At 75.6% G+C, this 16,931-nt stretch carries 10 protein-coding genes; 9 read left to right on the top strand and 1 reads right to left on the bottom strand.

Translation table 11 applies throughout. From position 1 onward, the window contains the following. Positions 1-68: 68 nt before the first annotated feature. Positions 69-809 (bottom strand): IclR family transcriptional regulator, encoded by a 741-nt coding sequence (locus tag HLV61_RS02795; protein ID WP_369252736.1) that lies wholly within the window; start codon positions 807-809, stop codon positions 69-71. A gap of 247 nt (positions 810-1,056) precedes the next feature. Between HLV61_RS02795 and HLV61_RS02800 the strand changes: the two genes are divergently transcribed. The 9 genes from HLV61_RS02800 to HLV61_RS02840 all read left to right on the top strand — a co-directional run bounded on the left by HLV61_RS02800 (position 1,057) and on the right by HLV61_RS02840 (position 16,927). Beyond that, entirely contained in the window at positions 1,057-2,664 is a 1,608-nt protein-coding gene (locus HLV61_RS02800) for an ABC transporter substrate-binding protein (RefSeq protein ID WP_369252738.1), read from the top strand. A gap of 96 nt (positions 2,665-2,760) precedes the next feature. Then, complete coding sequence (locus HLV61_RS02805; RefSeq protein ID WP_369252740.1) at positions 2,761-3,702, top strand: ABC transporter permease; 942 nt, start codon at positions 2,761-2,763, stop codon at positions 3,700-3,702. After that, positions 3,699-5,735, top strand: a complete 2,037-nt coding sequence (locus tag HLV61_RS02810; protein ID WP_369252742.1) for a dipeptide/oligopeptide/nickel ABC transporter permease/ATP-binding protein — start codon at positions 3,699-3,701, stop codon at positions 5,733-5,735. The genes HLV61_RS02805 and HLV61_RS02810 overlap by 4 nt, the downstream gene beginning before the upstream one ends. After that, complete coding sequence (locus HLV61_RS02815) at positions 5,732-6,751, top strand: oligopeptide/dipeptide ABC transporter ATP-binding protein (protein ID WP_369252744.1); 1,020 nt, start codon at positions 5,732-5,734, stop codon at positions 6,749-6,751. Before HLV61_RS02810 ends, HLV61_RS02815 begins: the two co-directional genes overlap by 4 nt. A gap of 40 nt (positions 6,752-6,791) precedes the next feature. Next, a complete protein-coding gene (locus tag HLV61_RS02820) occupies positions 6,792-9,269 on the top strand; it encodes a glycoside hydrolase family 3 C-terminal domain-containing protein (RefSeq protein ID WP_369252746.1) in 2,478 nt (825 codons plus the stop codon). After that, a complete protein-coding gene (locus HLV61_RS02825) occupies positions 9,266-11,914 on the top strand; it encodes a family 78 glycoside hydrolase catalytic domain (RefSeq protein ID WP_369252748.1) in 2,649 nt (882 codons plus the stop codon). The genes HLV61_RS02820 and HLV61_RS02825 overlap by 4 nt, the downstream gene beginning before the upstream one ends. Next, on the top strand, positions 11,911-12,825 hold the full coding sequence (locus HLV61_RS02830; RefSeq protein ID WP_369252750.1) for an alpha/beta hydrolase fold domain-containing protein: 915 nt from the start codon (positions 11,911-11,913) through the stop codon (positions 12,823-12,825). Before HLV61_RS02825 ends, HLV61_RS02830 begins: the two co-directional genes overlap by 4 nt. After that, a complete protein-coding gene (locus HLV61_RS02835) occupies positions 12,822-15,452 on the top strand; it encodes a glycoside hydrolase family 78 protein (protein ID WP_369252752.1) in 2,631 nt (876 codons plus the stop codon). The genes HLV61_RS02830 and HLV61_RS02835 overlap by 4 nt, the downstream gene beginning before the upstream one ends. After that, positions 15,449-16,927 carry a glycoside hydrolase family 43 protein gene (locus HLV61_RS02840; protein ID WP_369252754.1) on the top strand — a complete coding sequence of 493 codons (1,479 nt, stop codon included), beginning with the start codon at positions 15,449-15,451 and terminating at the stop codon, positions 16,925-16,927. Before HLV61_RS02835 ends, HLV61_RS02840 begins: the two co-directional genes overlap by 4 nt. The last annotated feature ends 4 nt before the right edge of the window (positions 16,928-16,931 follow it).

Raw genomic sequence — 16,931 nt, forward strand, 5'->3', positions numbered from 1 at the left:
GCGGGAACCCGGACCACCCTCGTCAGCGGAGTCGTCGTCAGGCCACGGCCGTGCCGGTCAATGGCAGGTCATCGACCCAGCGGGCGCCGGGCACCCAGCTCACGCGAGATCGCGCGCGCCGCCGTCCGCACCGCCGGGCCGAGCAGGCGCGCGTCCGCCCGCTCCTCCGGCACCACGACCGACAGTGCCGCCGCCAGCCGGTCCTGCGCGTCGAACACCGGCGCGGCGACGGACACCAGCGGCTGGGGGACCTTCCGGCGGAAGTGCGCGAGCCCCTCGCGGCGGACGTCGGCGAGCGTGCGCCGCAGCGCGGCCTCCGACACCGGCACCCGCTCCGGCTCGTGCAGCAGCGGCCGCGACAGGTACTCCTCCTGCACGTCCAGGTCGGCGTAGGCCAGCAGGACCAGGCCCACCCCCGTGGAGTGCAGCGGCAGCCGGCCGCCCACCTGGTAGAGGACCGGGATCGCCGCGTGCGCCGACAGCCGCTCGACCAGCACGGCGTCCCCGCCCTCGCGGACGGCGAGCAGCACGTGCTGGCGGGTGACCTCCTCGAGGTCGCCCATGTACGGCATCGCCACCTGGCGCAGACCGCGGGCGCGCGGCGCCAGCGAGGCGACCTCCCACAGCCGCAGCCCCACGGTGAACCGTCCGTCGGCACCCCGCTCGAGCGCGCCCCAGGCCTGCAGCCGGCCGGCGAGCCGGAGCGTGGAACTGGTCGGGATGCCGCTGCGGCGGGAGAGCTCGCCGAGGGTCAGCGCGGTGTGCGCGGCGTCGAAGGCGGTCAGGAGCGCGAGCGCCCGGTCGACCACCGGATCGCCCTGGGGGGGCCGTCGGCCGCGGACGCGTGCCGCGGGAGAGGGGACGTCGGTCATCTCCCGGTTCCCTCCCGGTCCCTGATGAGGCGCGCACCACACTCGCGTGCCATTGAACGGCATTGTGCCTGACGCCACACCGGGGGCGTCCTCATCGTCTAGGTCAGTCGGGCGGAGTCGCCCGCGCGGCCGCCGGTCGGCCGTCCAGACCCCTCGACCCGTCGAGGATGGGGAGCCAGGACACATGATCAAGATCTCTCGACTGCGTGTGCGCAGCTCGGCCACGCGGCCGATGACCGCCCGCATCGGTGCGGCGACGCTCGCCCTCGCCACGGCCACCACGCTGGCCGCCTGTGGCGGCAACGGCGGCAGCGGCGGCGGTGGTGGTGGCGCCGGCAGTGCGAGCGCCGAGGGCACGCTGACCTTCGCCTACGACGCCGACGCCGCGCCGACCGGCTACGACCCGCTGCTCTACTCGCAGGGGCAGTTCACCTTCTTCTCCGCCCTCTACGACGCGCTGTTCGTCACCACCGCGGACGGCACCATCGAGCCGAGCCTGGTCACCGAGTTCTCCAACAACGCCGAGAACACCCAGACCACGCTCACCCTGCGCGAGGGCGTGACCTTCGCCGACGGGTCGTCGCTGGACGCCGAGCTGGTCAAGGCCAACCTCGACCGGCGCGGCGACGAGGGCCTGGAGGCCTACGGCGCCGTCGCCCCCGGCGGCGCCAGTGAGATCACCGACGTCCAGGCTCCGGACCCGCGGACCGTGGTCATCACCTGGGCCCAGCCGCAGGCGCAGCCGGAGAACAACCTCGTCGACACCGCCGGCGTCATCGTCGGCCCGGACGGCGTCGCCGACCCGAGCTCCCTCGAGACGGCACCCGACGGTTCGGGGGCCTACACGCTCAACACGGGTGAGACCACGCGGGCCAGCACCTACACCCTGGACAAGAACGCCGAGGCGTGGAACGCCGACGAGTGGGCCTACGACACGATCGTCTTCGACGTCATCACCGACTCCCAGGCCCTGGCCAACGCGGTGGTCTCCGGCCAGGCCGACGTCGCGACCGTCCTGGACCCGACGACCATCGACCTGGTCGAGCAGCGGCAGAGCACGGTGAGCGTCGGCGGCACCATCGTCGGCTTCCCGATCATCGACAAGACCGGCGCGAACAACCCCGCCTTCGCCAGCGAGCAGGTGCGGCTGGCGATGATCCACGCCACCGACCGCGAGACGCTGGTCAACGACCTGCACGACGGCTCCCGGCCGACGTCGCAGCTGTTCCCCGAGAGCGCTCCCGGGTTCGACCCGGCGATCGACGAGGAGTTCGCCTACGACCCCGACCGCGCCCGGGAGCTGCTCGCCGAGGCCGGGTTCCCGGACGGCATCGACGTGGACTACACGGTGCTCGGGCAGCCGGAGGAGGACGCCGTCGCGATCCAGGGCCAGTGGGCCGAGGTCGGGATCCGGCTGAACTTCGTCACCGCGACCTCGACCGACCAGGTGTTCGCCGCGGTGCGGACCGACCCGGTCATCTTCGGTGGCTTCGCGGTGGGCGCGCAGCCGGCCGGGTTCATCGCCGGCGTGCTCTACGGCGGCTTCATGAACATGCAGGGCGCCGCGGAGCCGGAGATCGAGGGGTCGCTCGGCGCGGCCCTCGGCGCCACCGGCGACGCACAGGAGCAGGCGCTGACCGACCTCAACCGGGCGATCACCGCCAACGGCTGGTTCGTCCCGGTCTACGAGGACTTCACCTACGCCGGCTACAACGCCGAGTCCGTCGCCGAGCCGTCCTTCGCCGGGGCCAACAACTACCTGGTCCTGTCGGAGATCCAGCCGGCCAGCTGAGGCCACCGGCCGGTGGCCGCGGGCACGCCCCGCGGCCACCGGTCTCCTCCTCGACCACCCTCCGGACACCGGCACTCCACGGACAAGGGACCCGAGATGCTCGCCTACGTCGCCAAGCGACTGGCCCTGGCGGTCGGCACCGTGCTCGCCGCGGTCGTGATCGTCTTCCTGCTGGTGCACGCCAGCGACAGCACTCCCGGCGCCGTCCGGCTCGGACCGGGAGCCACGGCCGAGCAGGTCGCCGCGGAGAACGAGGCGCTGGGGTGGAACCGGCCCCTGTTCACCCAGTTCGTCGACTACCTCGGTCAGCTCGTGCAGGGCGACCTGGGGACCTCGCTCGTCGACGGCCGGGACCTGGCCGCCGACCTGGCCGACCGGCTGCCGGTGACCGCCTCGATCGCGCTGTTCGCCACGCTGCTGTCGGGTGTGGTCGGGGTCCTCCTCGGCGTCACCGCGGCGGTGCGTGGCGGCCGCACCAGCCGGACGATCACCACCGGCAGCGGCGTCGCACTCTCGCTGCCCGCCTTCTGGGTGGGGATCCTCTTCGTCTACCTGCTCTCGCTGCAGCTCGGGTGGTTCCCCGCCACCGGCTACACCCGGTTCGCCTCCGATCCGGTCGGGTGGGCCTCGAGCATCGCCATCCCGGTGATCACCCTGGCCGTGGGTGGCGCGGCGATCATCGCCCGCACCGCCGCGGCCGGCATGCGCGAGGCGCTCGCGCAGGAGCACATCCGCACCCTGCGGGCCATGGGGACGCCGCAGTGGCGGATCCGCTACGTGCACGCGCTGCGCTACGCCAGCGTGCCGGTCGTCTCCACGCTCGGCATCCAGTTCATCGCGCTGTTCGGCGGCTCGGTGATCATCGAGAACCTCTTCGCGCTGCCCGGCCTCGGCCAGGCGAGCCAGGCCGCCGCGTCCTCGAGCGACTTCCCGGCGCTGGTCGGCGTCGTCGTCGTCGCCACGGTCGTCGTGGTCGTCACCAACCTGCTGCTCGACCTCGTCGTCGCGGCCCTGGACCCGAAGGTGCGGACCCCATGAGCGTGCTGCCCCTCGACGCGGCCGACGAGGTCGCCACCGAGCCCGTCCCGCCGGCCCGGCGCCGCCGTGGCCTGCCCTCGTTCCTCCGCCGTCCGGGCGGCGTCCTGGGCGCCACGTGGCTCGTCCTCGTCGTCGTCGGGTCGCTCACCGCGCCGCTGTGGCGGCCGTACGAGCCCGGCCAGCAGGACACCGCCAACCGGCTGGCGCTGCCCTCGGCCGAGCACTGGCTGGGTACCGACCCGCTCGGCCGCGACCTCCTGAGCCGCATCTTCACCGCCGGCTCCCTGCCGCTGCTGTCCTCGGCGCTGATGCTGGTAGTCGCCTTCGGCATCGGCCTGCCGCTGGCGCTCGCCGCCGCCGAGCGCGGGCCCCGCGTGGAGCGGGTGATCAGCCGCGTCACCGAGGTCCTCCTCGCGTTGCCCGCCACGATCCTGCTCCTGGCGCTCATCGGCGTGATCGGCAACCGGCTCTACCCGGTGATGGCCGTCCTCGGCGTGCTCATCTCCGCCGCGGTCTACCGCGTCCTGCTCGGGGTGGCCCAGTCGGTGCGGCAGCGGCTCTACGTCGACGCCGCCCGGGTCAACGGCCTGGGCTCGCTGCGGGTGAACCTGCTGCACGTGCTGCCGTCGATGGCCACGGTGATCGCGGTCCAGGCCGCGCAGCTGTTCGGCATCGGCCTGCTGATCGTCGCGGGCCTGGCCTTCCTGGGCTTCGGCCCCGGCGAGCCGGAGCCCAGCTGGGGCTTCATGATCCAGGACGCCTCGGGCTACATCTACAGCTCGCCGTGGCTCATGGTGCCCACCGGCCTGGTGCTCGCCCTGACCGTCGTGGCGGCCAACGAGCTGGCCGACACCCTGGCGGGCAAGGCCGCCGGCGGCCGCACCGCGCGCCGTCGGCGCCGCCCGCTGCGCCGGGCCGTCGCGGCAGCGGCCGTGCCGTCCGGCGATCCCGCCGACCCGGCGGCCGTCCTCGACGTCCGGGACCTCACGGTGTCCGTCGACGACGGCCCGGACCTGGTCACCGGCGTCTCGTTCTCCCTGCGGCAGGGGGAGGTCCTCGGCCTGGTCGGGGAGTCCGGCTGCGGCAAGACGATGACCGCACGCTCGCTCATGGGGCTGCTCCCCGACGGCGTCTCGGTCACCGGCGGCTCGATCCGCTGGCGGGGTCGCGAGCTGGCCGGACTGGCGGAGACCGATCTCAACCGCGTCCGCGGCCGGGAGATCGCGATGATCTCCCAGGAGCCGATGGTCGCCCTGGACCCGATGTTCTCGATCGCCACCCAGCTCGTCGGCCCGATCCGCCGGTTCCGCGGGGTGGGTCGCTCGGAGGCGGAGCGGATCGCCGCCGAGCTGCTGCGCAACGTCGGCATCGTCGACGCGCAGCGGGTGCTCAAGAGCTATCCGCACCAGCTGTCGGGCGGCATGGCGCAGCGGGTGTGCATCGCGCTGGCGCTGACCGGCGAGCCGGAGCTGCTCATCGCCGACGAGCCCACCACCGCCCTCGACGTCACCGTGCAGGCCGAGATCCTGTCCCTGCTGCGCGCGCTGGTCCGCGACACCGGCCTGTCGGTGGTCATCGTCAGCCACGACCTCGGCGTGGTCGCCGACATCTGCGACCACGTGTCGGTCATGTACGCCGGGGAGGTCGTGGAGGCCGGCACGGCGGCCCGCGTGCTCGACTCCCCGGCGCACCCGTACACGATGGCGCTGCTCGGGGCGAACCCGCACGTGCCCGAGGGCGAGCCGGTGCCCGCGCGCCTCGCCTCGATCGCCGGGACCGTCCCCCCGCCCGGCTCCTGGCCGACCGGCTGCCGGTTCGCCACCCGCTGCCGGTTCGCCCACGAGAAGTGCACGGTGCCCTTCCCGGCGCTCCCGGCCCACGGCGAGGGGCAGGTGCTCTGCATCCGGGTGGACGAGCTCTCCCGCGAGCACGCCGTCTGGGAGCCGGAGCACGCCGGCGACGAGATCCAGCCCGGTGCCGAGGTCCTGACCCCGGCCGACGAGACCGCCCCGACCGCTGGAGTGTCCTCATGACCGCCCCCGCCGGCGCCACGTCCCTCGGCGCCGCCATCACCGCCCCGGCGCTGGAGATCCGCGACCTCGTCGTCCGCTACGGCTCGGGCCGGAAGGCCCGGCAGGCGCCGCCGGCCATCGACCGGGTCAGCTTCGACATCGCCCCCGGCGAGACCGTCGGCCTGGTCGGCGAGTCCGGCTCGGGCAAGTCGACGATCGGCAAAGCGGTGCTCGGCCTGCAGCGGCCGACGTCGGGCACCGTGCGGCTGCACGGGCAGGACATCACCTCGATGTCCCTCAAGCAGCGCAGCCGGCAGGTCGCCGACCTGCGGGTGGTGTTCCAGGACCCGTACTCCTCGCTCAACCCGGCGCGCACGATCGGCCAGACGCTGGTCGAGCCGCTGCGGCTGATGGGCGTCACGGGACCCGAGGCGGTGCAGAAGGCGCGCGCCGGTCTGGAGTCCGTCGGCCTCCCCGGCGACGCGGTGGACCGCTACCCGTCGCAGTTCTCCGGCGGTCAACGCCAGCGCATCGCGATCGCCCGGGCGCTGGTCTGCGACCCGAAGGTCGTCGTCCTCGACGAGCCGGTCAGCGCGCTGGACCTCTCCACCCAGGCGCAGGTGCTCAACCTGCTCGCCGACCTGCGCGACCAGCACGGCCTCGCCTTCCTCTTCATCGCCCACGACCTCGGCGTCGTCCGCTTCCTCGCCCAGCGGACGGTGGTGCTCTACCGCGGGCAGGTCATGGAGACCGGTCCGGTCGAGGCGGTCAGCCAGGCCCCCCGGCACCCGTACACGGTGGCGCTGACCGCCGCCGCCCCGGTGCCGCGCCCGGCCGAGCAGGCCGCCCGCCGTGCGGCCCGCGAGGCGGCCGGGTTCGGCACCGCGGGGGCCGCCGCGCCGTCGGCCACCGGCTGCCCGTTCGTGCCGCGCTGCCCGCTGGCCACCGAGGTCTGTGTCACCGAGCGCCCGCCGCTGCGGCTGGTCGAGGGCACCGAGGCCGCCTGCCACCACGCCGAGCGCGTCCCCGCGCTGTAGCGCCCTCCCGTCCGGCCGACGCACCACCGACAGGAGAACCATGCCCTCGCCCGACCTGTCCGACGCCGAGATCGACGTCCTCCTGGAGAAGCTGGACCTCGAGGCGAAGGTGCGGCTGCTGTCCGGCGCCTCGGTCTGGACCACCGCTCCGGTGCCGGAGGTGGGCCTGCGGTCGATGACGGTCTCCGACGGCCCGATCGGCGTCCGCGGCGGCACCGACACCGAGCTCGAGCCCTCGGCGGCCCTGCCGTCGGCCTCGGGGATGGCGGCCAGCTGGGACGAGGACCTCCTCGCCCGGATCGGCGCGCTGCTGGCCGCCGAGGCGGTCCGCAAGCGGGTCGACGTCGTGCTCGGCCCCACCGTCAACCTGCACCGCTCCCCGCTGGGCGGCCGGCACTTCGAGTGCTTCTCGGAGGACCCGCTGCTGTCGGGCCGGCTGGCCACCGCCTACGTGCGGGGACTGCAGGACCGCGGCATCGGCGCCTGCCCGAAGCACTACGTCGCCAACGACGCCGAGACCGACCGGATGACGGTCGACGTCCGCGTCGACGAGCGGACGCTGCGCGAGCTGTACCTGGCGCCGTTCGAGGCGGTGGTCACCGACGCCGCGCCGTGGACCGTGATGGCCGCCTACAACGGGGTCAACGGCGCGCCGATGACGGAGAACGACCTGCTCGCCGAGCCGCTCAAGGGCGAGTGGGGCTTCGACGGTGTCGTCGTCTCCGACTGGGGTGCGCTCCACGACGGCGAGCCGGCCGCCCGCGCGGCCCTCGACCTGGCCATGCCCGGGCCTGACGAGCAGTGGTCGCAGCCGCTCGTCGAGGCCGTCCGCGCCGGCCACGTGCCGGAGGCGGCGATCGACGAGAAGGTGTGCCGGATCCTGCGGCTGGCCGCCCGCGCCGGTGCACTCGACGGCGTCGGGCGGGCGGCGGCCCCGTCGGCGCCCGGCCGCCTGGAGGACGCCGCCCCGCTGGCCCGCGAGGCCGCGTCCGCTGCGACCGTGCTCCTGCGCAACGACGGACTGCTGCCCCTGGCGGTCGAGGGGCTGCGCCGCGTCGCCGTCGTCGGGCCCGGCGCCCGCGACGCGCGGGCGCTCGGCGGAGGCTCGGCGAGCGTCCCGCTGCCCTACGTCGTCCCCCCGGTCACCGGGATCGCCGCCGCGCTGGCGGGCCGGGCCGAGGTGGTGAGCGCCCCGGGGGCGGCACTGTCGGACACGCTGCGCCCGGCGCGGGCCGACGAGCTGGCCGGCCCCGGCGGCACCACCCGCGTCACCGTCCGCTGGCTCGATGCGACCGGCGCGGTCGTCGCCGGGCAGACCGCCGGGACCGCCGTCGTCGTGCGCCTGCAGGACGCCGTACCCGAGGGCGCCGTGGCGATGGAGGTCGCCACCCGCTTCACCCCCGACGTCGACGGCGAGTGGCGCCTCGGCGTCGTCGGCTTCGGCACCGGGGAGCTCGTCGTGGACGGGGAGTCGCGAGCGCGTGGAGAGGTGCACCAGGAGGTCTTCGACGTCCACGAGGTCTTCCAGGCGGCACCGCAGCACACGGCCGTCCTCCCGCTGCGCGCGGGCGAGGGCGTGGACGTGTGCGTCCGCTACGCGTGGTCACCCGGCGCCGTGCTCCTCCGCGGCGGCCTGGTGGTCGGCCCGCCGCGGCTGCCCGCCGCCGAGGAGCTCGCCCGGGCGGTCCACCTGGCGCGCGGCGCCGACGTCGCGGTCGTGGTCGTCGGCACCAGCGAGGACGTGGAGAGCGAGGGCTCCGACCGCACCTCGCTGGCGCTGCCCGGTCGGCAGGACGAGCTGGTGCGTGCCGTCGCCGCGGTCAACCCGCGCACGGTGGTCGTGGTCAACGCCGGGGCGCCCGTGGAGCTGCCGTGGCGCGACGACGTCGCCGCCGTGCTGGTGTCCTGGTTCCCCGGCATGGAGTTCGGCAATGCACTGGCCGACGTCCTGCTCGGCACCGTGGAGCCCGGCGGGCGGCTGCCCACCACCTGGCCGGCCGCCACGGCCGACGCCCCGGTCCTCTCCACGACGCCCACCGGCGGCCGGCTCGACTACACCGAGGGCCTGCACGTCGGGCACCGCGCGTACCTGCGCGCGGGCACGGAGCCGGCGCACTGGTTCGGCGAGGGACTCGGCTACACCACGTGGGCGTACGAGGGCCTCGAGGTGCCGCCCCACGCTGACGGGTCCGGGTTCGCCGTCGTCGTGCGGGTGCGCAACACCGGTGCTCGGCGTGGCCGGCACGTCGTGCAGGTCTACGCCGCGCGGCCGGGCTCCGCCGTGGAGCGTCCGGTGCGCTGGCTGGCCGGCTTCACGGTCGTGTCCGCCGACCCGGGCGAGTCGATCGAGGTGCCGGTCGCCGTGCACCCCCGCGCCCTGCGGCACTGGGACGTCGAGGCGCACCGCTGGGCGGTCGAGCCCGGGGACCTCGTGCTCGCGACCGGACCGCACGCGGGTGACCTCCCGGTGACCGAGACCGTCCGCCTGGTGCCGGCCGCCGGCGAGGCCGCTGCGTGACCAGCGCCCCGCACACACTGCGCGTCGAGCACCTCGACGAGCCGCTCGGCATCCGGACGACGGCACCGCGGCTGTCCTGGCGGCTGCCCGACGGCGCCCGGGAGCAGCGCGCGTACCGCCTGACCTCCGACGACGGCTGGGACACCGGCTGGGTCCCCGACGCCGGCCACCTGCTCGTGCCCTACGACGGCCCGGCGCCGGCGTCGTCGCAGCGGGTGCACTGGCGGGTGCAGGTGCGCACCGACCTCGGCGAGAGCCCCGTGTCCGGGCCGGCCTGGTTCGAGACCGGCCTGCTGTCGGCCGAGGACTGGCAGGCCACCTGGATCGAGCCCGGCCGGATGCCCGGCGGGCCGGCGGGGGAGCGGCCGGCGGCCCTGCTGCGCGCGGAGTTCGACGTCGACCGGCCGGTGGTGTCGGCGCGGCTGCACGCCACCGCGCAGGGGCTCTACGAGGCGTTCCTCAACGGCGAGCGGGCCGGGGACGCCGAGCTGACGCCCGGCTGGACCCAGTACGACGCCCGGCTGCAGGTGCAGACGCTGGACGTGACGTCGCTCCTCCGCACGGGCCGCAACGCGCTCGCCGTCGTCCTCGCCGACGGGTGGTTCCGCGGCCAGACCGGCATCACGCGGTCCGCCGACCAGTGGGGCGACCGGGTCGCCCTCCTCGCCCAGCTGCACCTCACCCACGACGACGGCACCGTCACCGTGCTCGGCACCGGCCCCGGGTGGCGCAGCGCTCCCGGGCACGTGGTGGCCGCCGACCTGATCGCCGGTGAGTCCTGGGACCTCGGCCGGCTGCCGCGCGGCTGGGAGGCCCCCGGTCACGACGACTCCGGCTGGGACGCGGTCCAGGTGGCCGAGCACGGGTTCGCCGGGCTGGTCGACTCCCCGGCCCCGCCGGTGCGCCGGGTCGAGGAGCTCGTGCCGGTGTCGGTGACCCGGCTCGACGCGCACCGGCAGGTGGTCGACCTCGGCCAGAACGTGAACGGCTGGCTCCGCGTGGCCGACCTGGGACCGGCGGGCACCACGACCACGCTCACGCACGGTGAGTGGCTCGGCCCCGACGGCGACGTCACCACCGAGCACCTGCGCCCCGCGGTGCCCTTCCTCCCGCACCCGCTGCCGGCCGGCCAGGTGGACACGGTGGTCAGCGCCGGCGTGCCCGGCGACGTCTTCGAGCCGCGCCGCACCACCCACGGCTTCCGCTACGTGCGGGTCGAGGGGCACCCGTCGGACCTCACGCCGGACGACGTCCGCGGCGTCGTCGTGCACACGGACCTGCGCCGCACCGGCTGGTTCACCTGCAGCGACGAGCGGGTCACCCGGCTGCACGAGGCGGCCGTGTGGAGCCTGCGCGGCAACGCCTGCGACGTCCCCACCGACTGCCCGCACCGCGAGCGGGTCGGCTGGACCGGCGACTGGCAGGTCTTCGTGCCCACGGCGGCGTTCCTGTACGACGTCGCCGGCTTCTCCACCAAGTGGCTGCGCGACGTCGCCGCCGACCAGTGGCCCGACGGGACCGTCGCCAACGTCAGCCCGACGCCGCGCTCGGAGGGCCGGGACTGCCCGGTCGCCTTCCTCAACGGCTCGGCCGGGTGGGGCGACGCCGCGGTGGTCGTGCCGTGGGAGCTGTACCGCGCCTACGGCGACGCCGGTGTGCTCGCCGAGCTGTGGCCGACGACGGTGCGCTGGCTGGACCGGGCCGAGCGCTCGGCCCGCGAGCAGCGCCACCCGGCGCGGGCCGCGCGCCGGCCGGAGCCGGCGCCGCACGAGCGGGAGCTGTGGGACACCGGCTTCCACTGGGGCGAGTGGCTGGTGCCGGGGGAGGAGGTCGGCGACTTCGGCGCCTTCGTCGCCGCCGACGAGGGGCACGTGGCGACGGCGTACCTGGCGCACAGCGCGAGGCTCGCGAGCCGGATCGCCACCGTCCTCGGCCGGGACGACGACGCCGGGCGGTACGCCGGGCTCGCCGACCGGGCGCGGGAGGCGTGGCAGGCCGAGTACCTGGACGACGACGGGCGGCTGGTGCCGGACACCCAGGCGGACCACGTCCGGGCGCTGGCCTTCGGCCTGGTGCCCGACGCGCTGCGCCCGGCCGTCGCCGACCGCCTGGTGGAGCTGGTCCGCACGGCCGGCACCCACCTGGGCACCGGCTTCCTCGCCACGCCGTACCTGCTGCCGGTGCTCGCCGACGCCGGGCACCTGGACGTCGCCTACGAGTTGCTGCTGCAGGACACCGAGCCGTCCTGGCTGACGATGGTCGACCGCGGCGCCACCACGGTGTGGGAGCGCTGGGACGGCGTCGACGCCGACGGGGTGCCGCACGAGTCGCTCAACCACTACTCGAAGGGCGCCGTCGTCTCGTTCCTGCACCGGTACGTCGCCGGCATCGAGCCGGTCGAGCCCGCGTACCGCCGCTTCCGCGTGCGCCCGCGGACGGGCGGCGGCATCACCGGGGCCGAGGCCGCGCACGAGTCGCCGTACGGCCGGATCGGGTCGTCCTGGCGGATCGAGGACGACCGGTTCGAGCTGACCGTCGTCGTCCCCGCCGGGACGCAGGCCGAGGTCGTCCTGCCCGACGGCACCACCACGACCGCCGGCCCCGGCCGGCACGGGTTCACGAGCACCTCCGAGGAGACGCGATGAGCACCACCGAGACGACGGAGTGGGCCGGTCCCGCTCGCTTCCTGCCCCCGCACGAACCCATCCGCCGCGCCGACGGCGCACGGCACCACAGCGGGCTGACCTACGCAGCGCCCCTCGGGTACCGCCCCCTGCAGCTGGACGTGTGGGTACCCCCGGCGGCGGCGCCGAGCCCGCTCGTGGTGTGGATCCACGGCGGGGCGTGGATGGGAGGCGACCGCCGCCACCTGCCCGAGACACTGCGTCCCGGCCAGCTGTTCGACGCGCTGCTGGAGGCCGGGCTCGCCGTCGCCACCATCGACTACCGGCACGCCCTCGAGGCCCCCTTCCCCGCACAGCTCCACGACGCGAAGGCCGCCGTGCGCTACCTGCGGGCGCACGCGGACGTCCTGGGGGTCGACGCCGCCCGCGTGGGCGTCGCCGGGGAGTCGGCCGGCGGTCACCTCGCCGCCCTCCTCGCGCTGACCGCGCACCGCGCCGACCTGGAGGGCTCGCAGGGCGTCGTGGGGTGGTCGAGCGCGGTCGACGTCGCCGTCGACTGGTACGGGGTCGCCGACCTGTCGACCATGCCGCGGACGACCCCGCCCCCGCACGTCGTCGAGAAGCTGCCGCCGGAGTTCGCCACGCCGCCGGAGGACTTCCTCCTGAGGGGGGCGGACGCCGCGACGCGCGCCGACGCGAGCCCCGTCACCCACGTGACGCCGCAGGCGCCGCCGTTCCTGCTCGTCCACGGCACCACCGACCGGCTGGTGCCCTTCAGCCAGAGCGAGCAGCTGCACGCCGCCCTGACGGCCGTCGGCGCGGAGTCCCGGCTGGTCCCGGTCGAGGGCGCCGAGCACGTCTTCGCCGGCTGCGACGACATCGACGCCGTCGTCCGGCTCACGGTCGACCACCTGGCGGAGGCCCTGAAGTGAGCGACCTGACCGTCCTGCCCGTCACCGTCGAGCACCACCGCGAACCCGTCGGCATCGGCGAGACCACGCCCCGCCTGTCCTGGGTCACCGCCACCGAGCTGCCGGACTGGCGCCAGGCCGCCTACGAGGTCGAGGTCGAGGACGCCGCCGGCACCGTGGAGTCGTCGGGGCGGGTCGACTCCGCGGAGTCGGTGCTCGTGCCGTGGCGCGCGCCGCCGCTGGCCAGCCGGGATCGGCGCAGCGTCCGCGTCCGGGTGTGGGGTGCCGACGGCGAGCTGCCGTCGGCCTGGAGCGAGGACGTCGTCGTCGAGGCGGGCCTGCTGGACCCGGCGGACTGGACGGCCGCCCTCGTGCGGCCGGTGCTGCCCCAGGGCGAGGAGCCCGCCGCGCTGCTGCGGCGGGAGTTCGTGCTCGACGCGCCGGTCGTGCGCGCCCGGCTGTACGCCACCGCGCAGGGCGTGTTCGAGGCCGAGCTCAACGGCGCGCCCGTGGGCGACGACGTCCTGGCGCCGGGCTGGACCAGCTACCGGCACCGGCTGCGCTACCGCACGCACGACGTCACCTCCCTGGTCACCGAGGGCGCCAACGCACTCGGCGTGCACCTGGCCGACGGCTGGTTCCGCGGCCACCTCGGCTTCACGGGCAAGCGGCACTGGTACGGCGAGCGCACCGGGGCGTTCGCGCAGCTGGAGGTCGAGCACCCCGACGGGTCGCGCACGGTCGTGACCACGGACGGCACGTGGCGGTCGGCGCCGAGCTGGCTGACCCGCGCCGGCCTCTACAGCGGCGAGACCGCAGACCTGCGGCGGGAGGTGCCCGGCTGGTCGTCCCCGGGCCTCGACGACGCGGGCTGGACACCGGTCGAGGTCGGCGAGCTCGACGTCGCCACCCTGGTGGCGCCGACCGGCCCGCCGGTGCGGCGCACGCAGGTCCTGCCGGTGCAGGCCGTCACCACCTCGCCGTCCGGGAGGACGCTGGTCGACCTCGGCCAGAACCTGGTCGGCCGGCTGCGGCTGCGGCTGCCCGACGGCCCGGCCGGCACGGAGGTCACCGTGCGGCACGCCGAGGTGCTCGAGCACGGGGAGCTGGGCACCCGCCCGCTGAAGGCCGCCCGCGCCACCGACGTCGTCGTCCTCGACGGGAACGGCCCGCGCACCTGGGAGCCGCGGTTCACCTTCCACGGCTTCCGCTACGCGGAGGTGTCGGGCTGGCCCGGCGAGCTGCGTGCCGAGGACCTCGAGGCCGTCGTCCTGCACACGGACCTGCGGCGCACGGGGACCTTCCGCTGCTCCGACCCCGACGTCGAGCGGCTGCACGAGAACGTCGTCTGGGGGATGCGGGGCAACTTCCTCGACATCCCCACCGACTGCCCGCAGCGGGACGAACGGCTGGGCTGGACCGGCGACCTGCAGGTGTTCGCGCCCACCGCGTCGTTCCTCTACGACACCACCGGCATGCTCCGCTCCTGGCTGACCGACCTCGCCGTCGAGCAGCGCGAGCTCGGCGGCGTCGTCCCGATGTACGTGCCGTTCCTGCCGCTGCTGCCCTTCCCGCAGCAGGCCGAGACCGGCTGGGGCGACGCCGCCGTCGTCGTCCCCTGGGTGCTGTACCAGCGCACCGGTGACGCCGGGCTGCTCGCCGACCAGTGGGCGTCGATGACCGCCTGGATCGACGCCTTCGCCGCGCGGGCCGGGGAGGACCTCGACTTCCCCGGCGGCGGGTTCTCCTTCGGCGACTGGCTGGACACCGCAGCCCCGCCGGACAACCCGGCGGCCGCCCGGACACCGTGGCAGTGCGTGGCCACCGCCTACCTCGCCCGCTCGGCGCGCACGGTGGCGCTGGCCGCCGAGGTGCTCGGGCAGGACGGGAGCCGCTTCGCCGAGCTGGGCGCGCGGGCCGCGGCCCGCTTCCGCGCCGAGTACGTGTCCCCGAACGGCCGGGTCGCCTTCCCGTCGCAGACGGCCTACGCGCTGGCCCTGGAGTTCGACCTGCTCGAGCCGGCGCAGCGCGGGCACGCCGGGCACCTCCTGGCGCAGCAGGTGCTGGAGGACGGGTTCCACATCGCCAGCGGCTTCCTCGGCACGCCGCTGGTGTGTGACGCGCTGACGGCCGCCGGGGAGCTGGCCACCGCCTACGAGCTGCTGCTGCAGCGGGAGGACCCGTCGTGGCTGTACGCGGTGACGATGGGCGCGACGACGATCTGGGAGCGGTGGGACTCCATGCTCCCCGACGGGACGATCAACCCCGGCGAGATGACGTCGTTCAACCACTACGCCTTCGGCGCGGTCGCCGACTGGCTGCACCGCACGGTGGCCGGCCTCGCCCCGGCCGCGCCGGGTTACCGGCGGCTGCGGGTGGAGCCCCGTCCCGGGCCGGGGCTCACCTCCGCGGCGGCCATGCACGAGACGCCGTACGGCACCGCGTCGGTGTCCTGGGTGCTGACCGGCGGGACCGCGTTCGCGCTCGACGTCGTCGTCCCGCCGAACACGACCGCGGAGGTCGTGCTGCCCGACGGCAGCGCGCCGGTGGAGGTCGGCTCCGGCCGGCACGCGTTCAGCTGCGAGATCGAGGAGCCCCGGCCGGTGGAGAGGCCGGCGCTCTTCTTCGACCCGGACGCGCACGCGTGACCCCGCGCCCCGTCGTCCCCGGCTTCCACCCCGACCCGAGCGTCGTCCGGGTCGGCGACACCTACTGGATGGTGCACTCGAGCTTCGAGTACGCCCCCGGCGTCCCGCTGTACCGCTCGACCGACCTGGTCTCGTGGGAGCAGGCCGGGCACGTGCTGGCCCGGCCCTCGCAGCTCGACGTGTCGGCCGCCCCCGGGTCGGGCGGGATCACCGCGCCGACCCTCCGCCACCACGACGGCCGGTTCTGGATGGTCACCACCAACCTCGCCGACGGCGGCTGGCAGGTGCTCACCTCCGCCGAGGACCCGCTCGGCGAGTGGTCGGACCCGGTGCGGATGACCGGCGTCCGCGGCATCGACCCCGACCTCGCCTGGGACGACGACGGCATGCTGCTCGTCAGCTACGCCGGCTTCGGCGCCGGCGGCCCGGCCGGGCTGGTGCAGCAGGCCGTCGACCCGGTCACCGGCGCCGCACTCACCGAGCGTCGCCCGCTGTGGCAGGGCACCGGCGGCCGGTTCCCGGAGGGGCCGCACCTGTACCGGGTGGGCGGCCTCTGGTACCTGCTCATCGCCGAGGGCGGCACCGAGCGCGGGCACGCGGTGACGATCGCGCGCGGGCCGTCGCCGGCCGGGCCGTTCGAGCCCTGCCCGTCCAACCCGCTGCTCACCCACCGCGGCGTCGAGTCGCCGGTGCAGAACACCGGCCACGCCGACCTGGTGCAGCGGCCCGACGGCAGCTGGGCGATCGTCTTCCACGGCGTGCGCCCGCGCGGCGCCAGCCCGCAGTTCCACGTCCTCGGCCGGGAGACCTTCGCCGCCGAGGTCGAGTGGGTCGACGGCTGGCCGCGGCTGGGGGAGTGGCTGGCCCCGCCGGAGGGCGCCGTCGAGGCCGCCGACGACCTCTCCGGCCCCGCCTGGGTGGCGCCCCGGCGGTTCCCCGGCGAGCTGCTGACCCGGGTCGCGGGCGGCCGGCGGCTGGCCGCGGCCGACCCCGACCCGGCGTCGGAGGACCTCGCCTTCGTGGGCCGCCGCCAGGAGCACGAGGACGCGCGCTTCCGCGCCGTGGTGCGGGTCCCCGACGGGGTGGGGGGTCTCTCCCTGCGCATCGACGCCCGGCACCACCTCGACCTCGAGGTCGACGGCGACCGCGTGCGCGCCGTCGCCCAGGTCGGCGCGCTGCGCTCCGTGCTCGGCGAGGCCGCCGTCACCCCGGGCGAGGACGTCGTCCTGGAGATCCGCACGCTCCCCGGTGAGGGCCACTTCTCCTCGACGGCGCTGGCCCCCGACGTGCTGGTGGCCGGGCTCGCCGGGCCGGACGGGACCCTCGCCGAGCTCGGCCGCCTCGACGGGCGCTACGTCTCCACCGAGGTGGCCGGCGGCATGACCGGGCGGCTGGGCGGCGTCTGGTGCGCGCGAGGCGAGCTGCTCGTCCGTTCGACCACCTACCGCGGCGCCGACTCCCCGGCCGCCGTCTGACCAC

It is taken from the genome of Geodermatophilus amargosae (assembly GCF_041028265.1).
Taxonomy (GTDB): Bacteria; Actinomycetota; Actinomycetes; order Mycobacteriales; family Geodermatophilaceae; genus Geodermatophilus; species Geodermatophilus amargosae_A.